Raw genomic sequence first — 15,918 nt, 5'->3', positions numbered from 1 at the left:
GGGTGGCAACGCATCCAGCGTCCAGGAATTGTGCCCGACCGGCAAACGCGCCAGCCACTGCGCTTGGGTCAAGGTGATCTGGGCCTCAGCGTCCGCGATCAGGAACGCCAACCGCGCCGCCGGCAATTCCGGATCCAGCGGTAGCCACGCGGCACCGGCGTGCACGATACCGAGCAAGGCCACGACCATTTCCACGGAGCGCTCCATGCACACCGGCACGATGGCGCCGCTGCCAATACCGGCCGCGTGCAAGGCGTTGGCCACGGTTTGCGCGCGTTGATCGAGCTCGGCATAACTCAGGCGTTGGCCTTCGAACACCAGCGCCGGGGCGTTGGGGCTCAGCGCCGCTTGCTGGGTCAGGGCCGTGTGCAGATTGGTCGGACCGCTGTAATGACGTTCGGTCGCGTTCCACTCGACCAATTGGCGTTGACGCTCCGGCACTGTCAATGGTGACCAGTCGCCAAGGCGGGCCTGGGGCGCATCGAGCATTGTTTCGAGCAATTGCTGCCATTGCGCCAACCAGCGTCGGGCCGTGGTTTCGCTGAACAGCGCGGCACGGTATTCGAGCAACACCGACAGCACCTCGCCGTCATGCACTTCCCAGTTCAGATCGAACTTGGTCGCCTGAGCGGTTACCGCTCGTTCGCGAACCTGCAATTGTGGCCAGTGACTGGCTGAAGTGTCGGCGTTCTGCATGACGAACAACACTTGGAACAACGGTGTCTGAGCGAGGCTGCGTTCCGGCGCCAAGTGCTTAACGATCTGATCGAACGGCACGTCCTGATGCTGCTGGGCGTCCAGCACGTTATTGCGCACCTGGCTCAACAACCCTTCGAAATTCAGCGCTGGGTCGAGGTCGGCACGCATCACCAGAGTGTTAACGAAGCAACCGATCAGCGGCTGCAGTTCGGCCAGCGGACGCTGGGCGACCGGGCTGCCGATCCGCACGTCGCGTTGGTTGGCGTAACGTCCCAACAACAACTGCGCCGCACTGAGCATCAACATGTACAGGGTGGCGCCGCGTTGCTGGGCGAACTGCCGCAAGCGTCCCACCAGTTCTGACGGCAGTTGCAGTTGTACCGCGCCGGCAACCGGGTCGAGCTGGTTTGGCCGGCCTTGTTCGGTGGGCAGGTCCAACAGGTAATTGCCGTCTTCCAGTTGCGTGCGCCAGTACTCGAGTTGACTGCGGAACAACGCCTGCTGCCCTGATTCACGCTGCCACAGCGCGTAATCCGGGTATTGCAACGCCAGGTTCGGCAGTGTGGCAACGGCGCCTTGGCATTGCGCGGCGTAGAACTGCGCCAATTCATCCAGCAGGTTCTGGCTGGAGGCATCGTCGGTGGCGCAGTGATGCACGGTCAGTAACAGCAACGCCTGGGTGCGGCCGCTGCGTTGTATCAGCGTGGCGCGGATCGGCACTTGAGTGGCAAGGTCGAAACGGTGTCCGGTTTCGGTGTGGATGGCCACGTCCGTCAGCTGTTGCCAGCTGTCGTCGGTGGCCGCGTCCAGTGCCGCCACGCGCAAGGTGAAGTTGACCTGCGGTTCGATGATCAGCGCCAACTCGCCATCGGTCTCACGCACGATGCGGCTGCGCAGGATTTCGTGGCGTTGAACCACGCTGTTCAAGGCGGATTGCAAGGCCTGGGTGTTCAGCTCGCCGTCGAACTGCACGGCGCTGACCACGTTGTATTCGCCACCGCCAGCACTCAATTGTTCGAGGAACCACAAGCGTTGTTGTTCGAACGACAACGGCAGGCGCGTCGGGCGTACCGCCGGGACAAAGGTCGCCGCCGGAGCTTGCAGTGGCTCACCCAACAGGGCAGCCAAAGCGTCAAGGTTCGGGTGTTCGAACACTGCCCGCAGCGGCGGAACCGTGGTGAACTGTTGGCGCAAACGGGCAAACAGCACCGCCGCCAACAGCGAATGACCGCCAAGGTAGAAGAAGTGGCTGTCGCGACCGATCTGCGTCAGCGGCACGTTCAACAGCTCGGACCACAGAGTGGCGAGTTGCTGTTCGGCGACGGTGCGTGGCGGGTCCTGGGCGTCGGGTTCAGCCTGAATGTCCGGGGCAGGCAGGGCCTTGCGGTTGAGTTTGCCGTTGTCGGTCAGCGGCAACTCATCGAGCAGCACAAACGCCGACGGCACCATGTAGTCGGGCAGGGCGGCACCGATGGTTTTGCGCCAGGCGTTGATGTCGGCCTGCTGATCGCAGGTGACGTAAGCCACCAGGCGCTTGTCGCCGGGCACGTCTTCACGGGCCAACACCACCGCCTGACGCACCCCCGGTTGAGCGCCGATCAAGGCTTCGATTTCACCCAGCTCGACGCGGAAACCACGGATTTTCACCTGATGGTCCATGCGCCCCAGGTATTCGAGCTGCCCATCGGGCAGCCAGCGCACCAGGTCGCCGGATTTGTACATCCGTGCACCCGCCAGCGGCGAGAACGGGTCCTCGATGAACACCTTCGCGGTCTGTTCGGCGCGATTGAGGTAGCCCAGGGTCACGCCGGCACCGCCGATGTGCAGTTCCCCCGGTACGCCCACCGGCATCGGGTTGAGGAAAGCATCGAGCACGTACGTGCGCACGTTGGCGATTGGTCGCCCGATGATCGGACGCTGCGGGAAGTCATCGACGGCGCAACCGGTCGCATCAACTGTGCATTCCGTCGGACCGTAGGTGTTGAAGAAGCGGCTGCCGGTAATCGACGGCAGACGCTGCCAAAGCTGCGCATCCACCGCATCGCCACCAAACAGAACGAAGCGCGGCAAATACACTTCGCCGCGGCGCACGCCATCACTTTCGAGCAGGGCCTTGAGCTGCGCCGGGGTGCATTCGAAGGCTTCCAGACGGGTTTCACGGAAAAACTGCGCCAGGGCCTCAGGGTCGTAGCGCACGTCTTCCGGCGTCAGGTACAGGCTATGGCCGTCGAGCAGCAAGATGAGCTCGGCCACCGAACTGTCGAAGGCAAACGAGTAGTTGAAACTGGTGCGCATCGGCTGATCGGTATAGCGACGATACAAACCATGGATGCGCGCCCAGGCCAGGTTGACCACCGAGCTGTTGGTAACCAGCGTGCCCTTGGGCTTACCGGTCGAGCCGGAGGTGTACATGATGTAGGCCAGGTCATCGGGACCGGCCAGTGGTGTGAGGTTGCTGTCTGGCTGATCGGCGAACAGGGCCGCGTCGCTGTCCAGCCGCAGACGCGGCAGTTCGGCGCCCAACTGTTCCATCAAGCCTTGCTGGCCGAGGAACAACGCCGGTTGCGCGTCTTCGAGCATGTACGCCAGACGATCCACCGGATAGGTCGGGTCCAGCGGCACGTAGGCGCCACCCGCTTTGAGAATGCCCAGCAAACCGATCAACAACTCCAGCGACCGCTCGACACACAGCGCCACCGGACGATTGGCGACCACACCGCGACTGCGCAGGTAATGCGCCACCTGGTTGGCCCGGCGGTTCAGTTCGGCGTAGCTCAGGCTGCGACCTTCGAAACACAGCGCGTCACGCTCCGGTGTGCGTTCGGCCTGCTGTTCAAACAACTGGGCAAAGGTCAGGTGCCGTGGCACTTCCATTTCAGTGCGGTTCCACTCGACCACCGTGCGCTGCCATTCCGTGGCCATCAGCAGTGGCAGGGCAGCCACAGGGCGTTGCGGCTCGGCGAGCATTTGCTCGAGCAAGTGCTCCAGGCGGGCGAGGGTCTGGCGGGCGCTGTCGGCGGCGAACAGGTCCAGGGCGAACATCAACTCCAGTTGAATCGGCGCATTGGCCGGGCATAGCACGTGCAAATCCAGATCGCACTCGGAATGCTTGAGCGGTGTGTCGAGGGCTTCGAATTCCAATCCCGGGAAGCGCAAGCGCGATTCCATGGCCAATTGCTGCGCGACCATCACTTGATACAGCGGCGCATGGCTGAGGCTGCGGGGCAGTTGCAGGCTGTCGACCAATTGCTCGAATGGCAGGTCTTGGTGCTGCAAGCCTTCGCGCAGATGCTTGGCCACCTGACCTACCAGCGCGGTGAAATCCGCTTGCGGTTCAAAGTCGGTACGGATCGCCAGGTTGTTCAGCAAAATGCCGAGCAGGCCTTCGGTGCCCGGTTGTTCGCGGTGCGTGACCGGGGTGCCGATCAGCACCGTGGCATCGCCACTCAAACGGTGCATCAGTACCGCGAAGCCGGCGAACAACACGGTGAACGGCGTGGTGCCCAGGCGACTGGCGAAGGCTTGCACCCGGCCACTGAGGTCGGCACTGAGTTCACGCTGTACGATCCCGGCACGGTAAGTTTGCATCGATGGCCGTGGATGGTCGGTCGGTAGTGCCAGCAACGGACTGCCTTCGTTGCCGCGACGATCCAGCGTGGTGGTCCAGTAATCGAGCTGGCGCTTGAGCTCGGCACCTTGCAGGTGTTCGCGCTGCCACAGGGCGAAGTCGGCGTATTGCACCGGCAACGCAGGCAGTTGGGCGGGGGCGCCGTTGCAACGGGCTTCGTAACCCAACGCCAACTCGCGCAGGGCGATAGTGGCCGACCACGCGTCAGAGACCAGGTGATGCAGGGCGATACCCAGCACGTATTCACCCGGCGCCACACGTAGCAGACGCGCCCGCAGCAACGGCGGTGAAGTCAGGTCGAACGGTTGCTCAAAGGTTTCTTGCAGGGCATTGAACTGCGCACCTTCACGAGCCGTCGCGCCCAGGCCCGACAAATCATCGAATGGCAATGCAATGTTCAGCGATTCGCTGATGTGCTGGTTGGGCACGCCATCGGTGCTGCGGATGCCGGTACGGAGGATTTCATGACGCACCAGCAAGTCATTCAGGCTGGCGTGCAGCGCTGCGACGCTGAGTTCACCTTTGAGGTGCAGGGCGAAGGGGATGTTGAACAGCGTCGTGCCCGGCGTCAGTTGCTCGATGAACCATAGGCGCTGTTGCGAGAACGACAACGGCAGCAGCGCTGGACGGATCTGGGCCTTTGGCACGCTGATCGCGGTGGCTTGCGGTGCGGCGGCGTCAGCCTGGCGCGCGGCGATGGCGACGGCCAGCAGCGCTACCGTCGGTTGCTCGAACAGCACCCGCAGCGGCAGGTCGAGTTTGAAATGGCTGCGCAGGCGCGCAACGATTTGAGTGGCCAGCAGCGAGTGGCCACCGAGGGTGAAGAAGTTGTCTTCCACGCCAACGGTGTCGCGACCCAGCACCTCGGCCCAGATTTTCGCCACGGCGGCTTCCAGCTCGTTACGCGGTGCGATGCTTTCCTCGGTGTCGGCCTGCCAGCTCAGTTCCTGGGCGGCCAGGGCCTTGCGATCGACCTTGCCGTTGTTGTTCAGCGGCAAGCGCTCCAGGCACACGAACGCGGCCGGCACCATGTAGGGCGGCAGTTGTGCGCGCAGGTGTTCGGTTAGCCCGTCGTTGCCCAAAGTATCGTCATGGGCCGACCAGTAGGCCACCAGCCAGGCTTCGCCAACGCTGTTTTCGCGCAGCAGTACGGCGGCTTCGCGCACGTTTGGGTGCTGGGCCAGGCGGTGTTCGATTTCGGTCAGTTCGATCCGGTGGCCACGCAATTTCACCTGCTGGTCGCGGCGGCCGAGGTATTCGATCACGCCATCGGCACGCCAGCGCCCGAGGTCGCCGGTGCGGTACAGGCGACCTTCTAACTGAGGATGGTCGATGAACGCATCAGCGGTGCGCTGCGGATCGTGCAGGTAGCCGCGGCCGACACCGACGCCCCCTACACAGATTTCCCCAGCCACACCAATTGGCACCGGCCGCAACGCTTCATCCAGCACGTACAAGCGGTTGTTGGCGGTCGGCTGGCCGATGGGCATATGGCTGACGTTAGCGTCCGGTGCTTCGACGATCGGCTGGAAGGCCACGTCATCGGCACATTCGGCCGGGCCGTAGGCGTTCATCAGTGCGATGTCGGGGAAACGCGCAAACCAGTCCCGGGCCACAGTCGGCGGCAGCGCTTCACCCGTGGGCAGCACCCAGCGCAGGTCGGGCAGTTGCAGATCGCATGGGCACAGCACAAGCAGTGTGCGCATCAGGCTCGGGACGATTTCCAGCACATTGAGGCGTTCGCTGGCGATCACTTGCAGCAGGCGTTGTGGGTCATGCGCCACGTCGTCCGGCAGGATGTGCACCGTGGCGCCCAGTACTGGCGCGGCGAGGAACTGCCACACGCAGATGTCGAACGCCACCGAAGCGGTCTGTGGAATCCGGTCCTCGGCGCTCAAGCCCAGTGCCGGCACTTTGCCGAAGATGTTATTGAGCATGCCCCGTTGTTCGATCATCACGCCTTTGGGCGTACCGGTCGAACCCGAGGTGAACAGCACGTAGGCCAGGCTGTCCGGGCCGCCCGCCAATGGCAGCGGCGTATCGTTGCCATCGATCCAGCAGGCTTCAGCGAACAGGGCCTTTGGCGCCTGATCGAGACCGCTGAGCAACTGATCGAGCAGCGCGCTGCACCCTTCACTGGCCACCAGTAACGGCGCGCGGGACAGGCTGAGGATTTCCCGCAGGCGTTCCGGCGGATGATTGACTTCAAGCGGCAGCATCGCGGCGCCAGCCTTGAACACGGCAATCATCATGGTCAACAGCGCCAAGCCACGCGGGGCCACCAACGCGACCAATTGATCTTCACCGGCACCGGATTCGCGCAAGGCGTGGGCCAGGCGAGTGGACCTCTGATCCAGTTCGGCATAGGTCAGGGACTCACCGTCGCAGATCGCTGCAATCTGCCCGCCGCGTTCGGCGACCTGCGCGGCAAACAGTTCGGCGTAACTTTGCTCCAGTGGGAAGTCGTGGGGATTGACCGCCCACTCACTCAGCAGTTGCTGGCGCTCATCGGCAGCCAGCAGTTCGAAACTGCCCAGCAACGCCTCCGGTGCTGCAAGCATGCTGCGCACCAGGCTGGCGATATGGCCGAGCAAGCGCTGCACGGTCGGTGCCTCGAAACGCTCGCGGTCGTAAGACACCCGAATGCCTAATTGCTCGCCGGGCAGGATCACCACGGTCAAGCCATAGTGGGTGTGCACACTGTGGTCCATGCCTTCGAGGCTGAACTGGAATCCGCCTTCCAGAATCTGCTCGTCGATCGGGGCGTTTTCGAACACCAGAATACTGTCGAACAGGGTTTCGCCCCGGGGGAAATCGCTCCAGCCTTGAATGTCGGTCAGGGGCGTGTGCTCAAAGTCGCGCATGTCGACGTTCAGCCCTTGCAGCGCGCTCAGCCAACTGCCCAACGATGCTTCCGGGTCCACTGACACCCGCAGCGGCAAGGTATTGATGAACAGGCCGATCATTTCTGCGACGCCGGTCAGCTCTGCCGGACGACCGGCGACGGTGACGCCGAACAGCACGTCCCGTTGACCGCTGTAACGTGACAGCAGCAGCGACCAGACACCTTGGAAGAAGGTGTTCGGCGTGATCCGGCGGCTACGGCAGAATGCCGCCAGCGCCTGGGTTTCTGGTTCGGTCAGGTGAATCAGTTGATCGTCCACCAGCACCGCGTCGGTGTAGCGGTCGCGGGCCACGCCATTGTCCACGGTCAGTGGCGTTGGTGCATTCAGCCCTTGCAGCTGGCCGCGCCAGAACTGTTCGGCCTTGCCTGCGTCCTGGCGTTGCAGCCACTGGATGTAATCGCGGAACGGGCGCGGGCTCTTGAGCTGCGGCGTGCGGTCATTGCACAGCGCTTCGTAGACTTTGAGGAAGTCTACGGTCACCAGGGAAATGCACCAGGCGTCCATCAGGATGTGGTGGAAACTGCGAATGAATTCGTAGGACTCATCGGCCAATCGCACCAGGCGAAAGCGAATCAGCGGCGGCTTCGACAGGTTGAAACCGACTTTCTGCTCCTCTTCCAGCAACGTGCGGATCCGCGCTTCCTGTTCATGCGGTGCGAGCCCACGCAGATCGAGGGTGTCCAGGGGAACCTTGACGTCGCGATGGATCACCTGCACGGGTTGCTTCTGGGTTTTCCACTGGAAACTGGCGCGCAGGGAAGGGTGCAGCGCCACCACCTGGCGCCAGGATTCAAGGAACGCCACTTCATCAATGGCACCGCCGATGCGGTAGCGATCCTGCATCAGGTACACGCCGGAATCTTCGTGCAGCAGGGAGTGGAACAGCATCCCTTGCTGCAACGGCGACAGCGGGTAGATGTCTTCAATCGGATTGGCGGTGGTTTTTTCGGTGGTCATTGAAAGCGTCCTGCAAAAGAAGGGGCAACGGCGATGGCGCGGCGGCGAGGGAAACCGGTCACAGGTCGGCCTCGTTCAGTTCGGCCATCAGCGCTTGCATTTCGTCATCGGACATACCCGAGGCGCTGAACTCGGTGCTGTCGGGTTGCGGCTCAACGGCAATGGCGGCCAGCGGCTGTGCAACTTCAGCCATGGCAGCGATGGTCTGGCGCTCAAATACATGCTTGGCGGAAAGCGCGATGCCTTGCTCGTGGGCCTGGGCCACTACTTGCAGGCTCAGGATCGAGTCGCCACCGATGGCAAAGAAATTCTCGGTGACGCTCACGGTCGACAGCTTCAAGACCTTGGCGACGATCGTTTGCAGGGTGGTTTCCATCGCATTGCGCGGCTCCACATGGGCGCCTTCGTCGAACTGATCCGGGTCGGGTAACTGGCGAGTGTCGAGCTTGCCATTGGGCGTACGCGGGAAGGTCGCCAGGGTCAGCACCCGGGCCGGCACCATGTACGACGGCAGGCGTTCACCGAGAAAGCGCTTGATCGCTTCCGAGTCCGGCGCGTAACCATGCGCCGCCAGAATGTAGGCCAGCAGACGCTTGCCGGCGGCGTGCTCTTGCACGATCACCGCGGCTTCGCGCACGTCGCTATGGCTGCACAGTTGACGTTCGATTTCCCCGAGTTCGATGCGGTAGCCGCGCAACTTGACCTGATGGTCCTTGCGGCCGAGGAACGCCAGGCGTCCGTCCGCAAGCCAGCAGGCCAGGTCGCCGGTGCGATAGGCGCGGGTGCCATCGGCCAGGGTGACGAAGGCCTTGGCGGTTTCTTCGGGCTTATTGCGATAACCCCGCGCCAGGGTTGGGCCGGCGAGGACGATTTCGCCCGGTTCGCCGATGCCGCTGGTGACGCCGTGTTCGTTCAGTACGCGCAGGTCCATGCCGGCAATCGGCCGGCCAATGGTCAATGTCCGGTTCGGGTCCAGCACTTCATAAGTGGCCCAGACCGTGGCTTCGGTGGGACCGTATTCATTCACCAGTCGCGCGTGCGGCAAGGTCTTGCTGTGCTGGGCGATCAACGATGGCGGGCAGGCTTCACCGGCGACAATCCAGCACTCAAGGCTGTCGGCCGCCCCGGCACGCTGTAACTGATCGAGTAACGCCTGATACAGCGAGGGCAACGATAGACCGTGGCTGACCCGGTGCTGGGCAATCAACTGCGCCAGACGGGCCATCTCAAGCTCTTCGCCGGTCGCTGGCAGCACCAGACGCCCGCCCTGGGCCAGGGTCCAGAATATCCCGGCGACCGAGCTGTCGAAGGCAAATGAAGACAACAGCAGGTAGGCGCGTACAGGCGCTTCATAAGCGGCCATGCGCACCTGCGTGGAGAAACTCAGTGCACCGTGGCTGATTTCCACGGCTTTCGGTGCGCCGGTGGAACCGGAGGTGTAAATCAGATACGCCAAGTCGTCTGCACCGGGCATGGGCAGAGGCGGCAGGTCGTTGGTGCTGGAGGCCGTCAGGTCATCCAGCACGAAGCGTTGCAGGCTGGCGGGCACGCTGTCGGCCAGCTCGGCGCTGACCACGATGTGCGCGATGGCACTGTCGGCGAGCATGTAGGCGCGGCGATCCGCCGGGTAGGTTGGATCAACCGGCACGTAAGCGCCACCGGCCTTCAATACCGCAAGCATGGCGATGATGGCGGCGTTGCTGCGGGCGAACAGAATGCCGACGGGCACGCCCGGACCGATCCCGGCCGCCGCCAGTTGATGGGCCAGACAAGTCGCGCAGGCATCGAGCTGGGCATAGCTCAGGTCGCCGTCCTTGTCGCTGAGCGCGATAGCGTTTGGCTGCTGTCGGACCTGACGGGCTATCAGCTCGACCAGGGTCACCGGTTCAATCGACGGCAAGCGCGGTTGCGCACCGATCATCTGTGCCTGAAGCGGTCCGTTCAGTGGCAGATGAGCCCAGGCTTGCTGCGGCTCGGCCAGCGCGCCCAGCAGCAGTTGCCGCCACTGTTCGGCGAGACAAGCCGCCGCTTCACTGCTTAACGTGTGGCGGTCGTAAACCACTTGAACGCGCAGGTTGTCAGGCAATTGACGGACATCCAGGCAAGCCTTTATCGGGCTCATTACTGCGCTGGCATGACGCTCCTGGAGATCACCCGAGCGCCAGGCGAAGGCGTAACCTCCCGTCAGGCTTTGGGTGTAATAGTCCAGCCAGCCAGCCGTGCGTTCGATCATCGCGCCGACGTGCTGACTTTGCTCCAGCAGGGTCGTCTGAGCATCCAGATCGATGCGCACCGGCAGGCACTGCTCGAACAAACCCAAAGCGTTTTCCAGTTCCGGACCACGGCTTTCGTGGATCAATGTGATCGGGACCTGCTGCTGGCCGGCGAGTCGTCCGAGCACTGCGGCCCAGGCTGTCAGCATCAGGTTTGAGGTCAGGGCCGGATGGCGGGCGAGATCGCTGGGCACTGCGATCTCCATGTGTGCCGGCGCAAATCCGCTGCCGATGGTGGATTCAAGCGACAGCTGCAGGGTCGGCTGTTCGGTTTCGCTCAATGGTTTCCAGAAGTTCACGCCCGGATGGTCCGGCTCGTCTTCCGTCAGGCTCCAGCGCCACTCGGCGTAATCGGCGTATTGCAGCGCTTCGGACAGGTCGGGTTGGGTGTCTTGCAGCAAGATGCCCGCCAGCAGTTTCAGGCTGGCAAGGTCGAAGTGGCTGCTGGCGGCGGCCAGGTCCAGCACCGATTGTTCGTTCGGCAGTTGCACCAGCGTCACGGCGAGCGGATTCGTCCAGTCGCGGGCCTGCGCGGCAAGGCGGGTCAGCTCGATTTCCTGTTCGGCGCAGCTGTGCTGACGCAAGTCCTGAACGGTCACGGCCAGTGCGCAGTTGTCGTGAATCACTTGCACCGGGTGGCGCAGGCCCGGCACCGGCGTCAGGCGCGTGCGCAGGATTTCACTGTCGGCCATCAATGTCAGTAGACGGCTGTTCAGTGCGTCGACGTCCACCGGCCGGGATAACGACCACTGCAAATGGCAACTGAACGAGTGTTCGACCGCGTCGTTGATGTGCGGGTACACCGATGCCTGTTGCGGCGAAATACGAAAACCTTGAAGTCCGCTCATGTTCAACTCGACTAAAAATGGGGCTTGAAACTGGGCCACGACAGCGGCGCCGACGCTCGCCGAACAGATGTCAGGCAAGCCTCGGGCGAGCAGCTGGTGTACCCGTTGAAAGTCAGACGGCAACGTCACTCTGCAGCAGGGCTTCGGCCATGCCGGTCATGATTGCGCGCTTGCCGGTGAAGGGTTCACGACCGTGGACCGCGAGCATGTTGTCGATGAACAACACGTCGCCCTGTTGCCAACTGAACCGCACCAGCGAGTCGAGGTAGGCTGCTCGCAGGGACTCCAGTACTTGTGGTTCGATCGGTTCGCCGTCGCCATAAAAGGTGTTGGTGGGCAGGTCGAGGTCGTTGAAGTTGCTTTGCAGCGAATCGCGGATCGCCGGGGGCAGGGTGCTGATGTGGAAGAAGGTCGCGTGGTTGAACCAGACTTCTTCGCCGGTACGCGGGTGGCGCACCAACGCCGGCCCACGCTGGCGGGTGCGCAAGCGGTTGTTTTCTTTCCATTCCACTTCGATGCCAACGCTGGCGCAGTAGGCTTCCACTTCGCTGCGGTCTTCGGACTGGAACACGGTCTGCCACGGCAGGCCGAAGCCGTCGCCGTAATTGCGAACGTACAGCACACCTTTTTCACGGAAACGTGCTTCGATCTCGGGGCTGATGCCCGCCTTCACGGCACGAGTCGAGCCGATCGGCGTTTCGCCACCGGTTTCGGACGGGATATGGCAGTAGAAGAACAAACGCAGCGGAAAGCGTGGCGAATAGGAGTGTTCGTTGTGTGGGAAAATCATCTGGTCGGCCGGGTAATCGGTCGAGGTGTAGATGTTGCCGCCGACCCGGGTGCGTGGCGAGGCGCGGAACATGTATTCCAGCGCGCCGGGGGAGAGGGCGGCGATCACTTGGTCGAATTGCTCCACGGATAATACCGAGAAACCACGAAACAGCAGGGCACCGTATTGCAGCAGTTTCTTCTCCAGGCTTTCACGTTCCCGGGTGGCCCAGGCAACCAGATCGACGCCGCTGACCGCCGGTTCGATCACCAACGGCAAGGCGTGGTCGGGGCTGAGCAAACGCTCGCTGACCAGTTGCTGTTCCGAGACGTTCATGGCTTTGCGGCGCACAGCGCCGAGGGCGCGAGACGATGGGGGCACGATAGACATAAAGGCATCCAACTCGGTTAAAGGGTCAAGGAGCGACGTTTGGTTTGCATCAGCTGACTGCGCCCGGCCAGCGCTTGGGACTGCTGACGTTCGCGCTGAAACGTTCGATCCCATGCGCCGAGGCGTTCGGCCAGTGCCGGCAGCGGCTCGTCCAGCAGGTTGCGGGTTTCTCCCAACAGGCGCGTCCACAGAAGTTGCAGGCGCAAGGCGCGATCCTGATCGAAGCAGTCGCCGCGGTATTTGAGGGTTGCATCGATGCCTTCGGCGCCATGCACCAGATCGAGCACCAGGTGGAAATCGCCCGGTGCCTGCGCCACATCCAGCGCGGTCATGTGCGCACCGGCGATATCGGTCGGTGTTACCCGCGATGGTTGGTAGTTGAGCTTGACCTGGAACAGCGGCGAGTGACCGGGACGGCGCTCCGGTGCCAGTGCCGACACCACCAGGTCGAAAGGCAGGCCCTGATGGGCGTAAGCCTGCCGCGCGCCATCGCGGACCCGCTCAAGAAAACCGGCCAGGGTCGGCTCGCCGCGCAGGTCGCAGCGCAGGGTCAACTGGTTGACGAAGAAACCGATGACGTCATTGTGTTCCGCCAACGGCCGGCCGCTGACATCGGTACCCAGCAGAAATTGCTCTTGGCCACCCAATTGCTTGAGCACCAGTTGATAGCTCGTCAGTAACAGCATGAACAGCGTCATGCCTTGCTCGCGGGCCGTGGCTGCCAGGTGTTCGCAGGTGGCTTGAGGCACGGTGAATTTCAGACTGTGCTCGCCTTGAGTCTGGCCGCTGCCACCCAAGTCGAGGGTTTGAGGCACATGCGCCAGATGCTCACGCCAGAAGTCCTGTTCGGCAGCAATACGTTGTTCGCTCCAGTGTTCGGCTTCCCAGTGAGCGAAATCCAGGTACTGCACTGGTTGGTCGGTAGGGGTGACACCGGCCAGTTCCGCCAGCAACACTTGCGCCGAGCGGCCGTCGAACGCGATGTGGTGCAGGGTCAGTAGCAGGTCGTGTCGCTCGTCGTTGCGGCTGAGCAGTTGCGCGCGCAGCAGCGGACCGGTTTCCAGTGCAACCGGCGTGGCGTGTTCATTGGCCAGACAAGCATGGAGTGCTTGCTGTTGCTGCGGCTCGCTCTGGTTACGCAGGTCGTGCCAGGTCAGTGGCACGGCGCTGGCCGGCAACACCTGTTGCTGCGGGCCATTGACCCCGTCGCGATACACCGTACGCAATACGCTGTGACGGTTGACCAGTGTGTTCAGCCGTAGCGCCAGGGTTTCGACGTTGATCGGACCTTGCAGGCTCAGGTGCAACACCAGGTTATGCCGGGTGTCGTCCGGGTTCAATTGACGCAAGAACCACAGACGGCTTTGGGCGAAAGATTGGCGGCTTTGCCTGACGTTTGCAAAGGTGGTCGAGGCGCTGGGCGCCGGGGCCGACTCGCTCAGGTATACCTGCAAGGCCAGCGCCCATTCGGCCAGGGTTTGTTCACCGAACAGGCTTTGAATATCGAGGTTCCAGCCCAGATCCTTGTGCAGGCGGGCGGCGAAATCGGCCACGCTGATGGAGTCCAGACCCAGGCCGATCAAGCTCAGTTCGAAGTCTGCCGCAAGGTAAGGATTGACCTCGCGCAAGGTTTGCTCAAGCCATTGGCGGCAAGCAGTTTGCGCGCGCTGCGGCGTGCCCACGAGGTGCTTCAGTTGATTGCGGGCAATGGTTTCGCTGTTTGGTGCGGTCTGCCCACCGCTCTGGGCGATGATGCTCAACGTGCCGGCGGCCAGTTGTTTTCGCGCGCCTTGACGGGCGATCTTGCCGCTGGTGGTCATCGGGATAGTACCGGCTTCCACCAGCACAATCTGATCGATGCCGCAGTCGGCGGCTTCGCGCACGGCGTTTTGCATCGAGGCAAACAGCGCCGGGTGATGCGCCGGGTCGACGAACTTGCGTTGTGGCTCGGCGACGATCACCAGTTTCTCGCGGCCCAACAGTGGGTCCATTTCCGAAAACGCGGCGATGCGCCCGGTACGAATGCCCGGCTCGGAATCGGTAATGGCGAATTCGATATCGTGGGGGTACAGGTTGCGCCCGTTGAGAATCAGCAAGTCCTTGAGACGCCCGCAGATCACCACCTGACCTTCGTGCATGAAGCCCAGGTCGCCGGAACGCAGGTAATGGCCCGGCTCGCCGACAATGCGTGCTTCAAAGGCTTCGCGACTGGCTTCGGGGTTTTTCCAGTAGGCTTCGGCGTTGCTCGGACCTCGGAGCCAGACCTCACCGATACGATCGGCGGCGCAGCGCTCATGGCTGTGCGGGTCGGCGATGGCAATACTGTGCAAGGCTTGCGGATACCCGCAGGCGACGAACTCCACCGCGGCGGCATCGGTGGCCGCCAACGCAACGCGACCGGTTTCCAGCACGGCTTTGTCCAGGCGCAACACCACTGGCAGTGCGTCGGCTGGCGTGGCGCTGACGCACAGCGTGGCTTCGGCCTGGCCATAACCGGGGCTGATTGCCAAAGGGTTGAGACTGCAAGCGGCAAAGCGCTGAGCGAAGGCTTCGAGGGTGCCAGGGTGGATCGGCTCGGCGCCGTTGATTGCGTGCTGCCAGGCACTCAAGTCGAGCTGGGCGATCAGGTTGTCGCTGACCACCCGGTTGCACAGGGCATAGGCGAAATTGGGGGCAAAACTGGCGGTAGCGCGGTAGCGGCTCAACGCCTGAAGCCAGGTCGACGGCGCGTTGACGAAAGTCTGTGAAGCCATCAGGTAGCAGGGCATGCCGCTGTAAAGCGGGGCCAGCATGCCACCGATCAAACCCATGTCGTGGTACAGCGGCAGCCAGTTGACCATGCCGCCATGCTCATCGAAACCATAGGCTTGGCGCATCAGTTCGACGTTGGCGATCAGGTTGCGCTGACGCACTTCAACGCCTTTCGGTGTGCCGGTGGAACCCGAGGTGTATTGCAGAAAAGCCACGGTTGCACCGTCGACATCCGGACGCATCCATTCACTGGCCGGCGGCAGACCGAGGTCCTGAACGGTCGACACGTCGACCTTGCCTTCCACCAGTTCAAGCAAACCCTGGCAATGATCCGCGGGTGCCAGAATCAGGGCCGGCTGTGCATCCACCACGACGTTGCGCACGCGATCCAGGTGGCGCGGTTTGCGTGACGGTGGCGGGAACAACGGCACGGCGATCAGGCCGGCATACAAACAGGCACAGAACGCACGGGCGTAGTCGAGGCTGCTGGGCAACATCAACAGCACACGATCACCCGGCGCATAGCGCGCCTGCAGTGCCACCGCCAGCGACTGGCTCTGTTCGTGCAATTGGGCAAAGGTCAGGGTTTCGCCGATTTCGACGCCGTCCGGCAAGAAGTGCAGGGCCGCACGCTGCGGGAAGTGCCGGGCATTGGCCTCCAGTACTTCGATCCAGTGATTGAATGAGAACATGGTGG

General features: G+C 62.8%; 4 protein-coding genes. All 4 read right to left on the bottom strand.

Translation table 11 applies throughout. From position 1 onward, the window contains the following. Nucleotides 1-8,190: non-ribosomal peptide synthetase (locus NHU87_RS10420; protein WP_253548049.1), on the bottom strand; the 8,190-nt coding region annotated here is incomplete at its 3' end. A gap of 58 nt (nucleotides 8,191-8,248) precedes the next feature. Beyond that, the gene (locus NHU87_RS10415) at nucleotides 8,249-11,311 is read right to left on the bottom strand and encodes a non-ribosomal peptide synthetase (protein WP_253548047.1); all 3,063 of its coding nucleotides are present in this window, start codon (nucleotides 11,309-11,311) and stop codon (nucleotides 8,249-8,251) included. A 112-nt stretch (nucleotides 11,312-11,423) separates the two neighbouring features. After that, a complete protein-coding gene (locus NHU87_RS10410; protein WP_253548045.1) occupies nucleotides 11,424-12,470 on the bottom strand; it encodes a TauD/TfdA family dioxygenase in 1,047 nt (348 codons plus the stop codon). A 17-nt stretch (nucleotides 12,471-12,487) separates the two neighbouring features. Then, nucleotides 12,488-15,913 (bottom strand): condensation domain-containing protein, encoded by a 3,426-nt coding sequence (locus NHU87_RS10405; RefSeq protein ID WP_253548042.1) that lies wholly within the window; start codon nucleotides 15,911-15,913, stop codon nucleotides 12,488-12,490. Between the last annotated feature and the right edge of the window lie 5 nt (nucleotides 15,914-15,918).

The sequence above is a fragment of the Pseudomonas mandelii genome (assembly GCF_024138395.1).
Taxonomy (GTDB): Bacteria; Pseudomonadota; Gammaproteobacteria; order Pseudomonadales; family Pseudomonadaceae; genus Aquipseudomonas; species Aquipseudomonas mandelii_E.
This window is presented reverse-complemented; position numbering and strand designations above follow the sequence as displayed.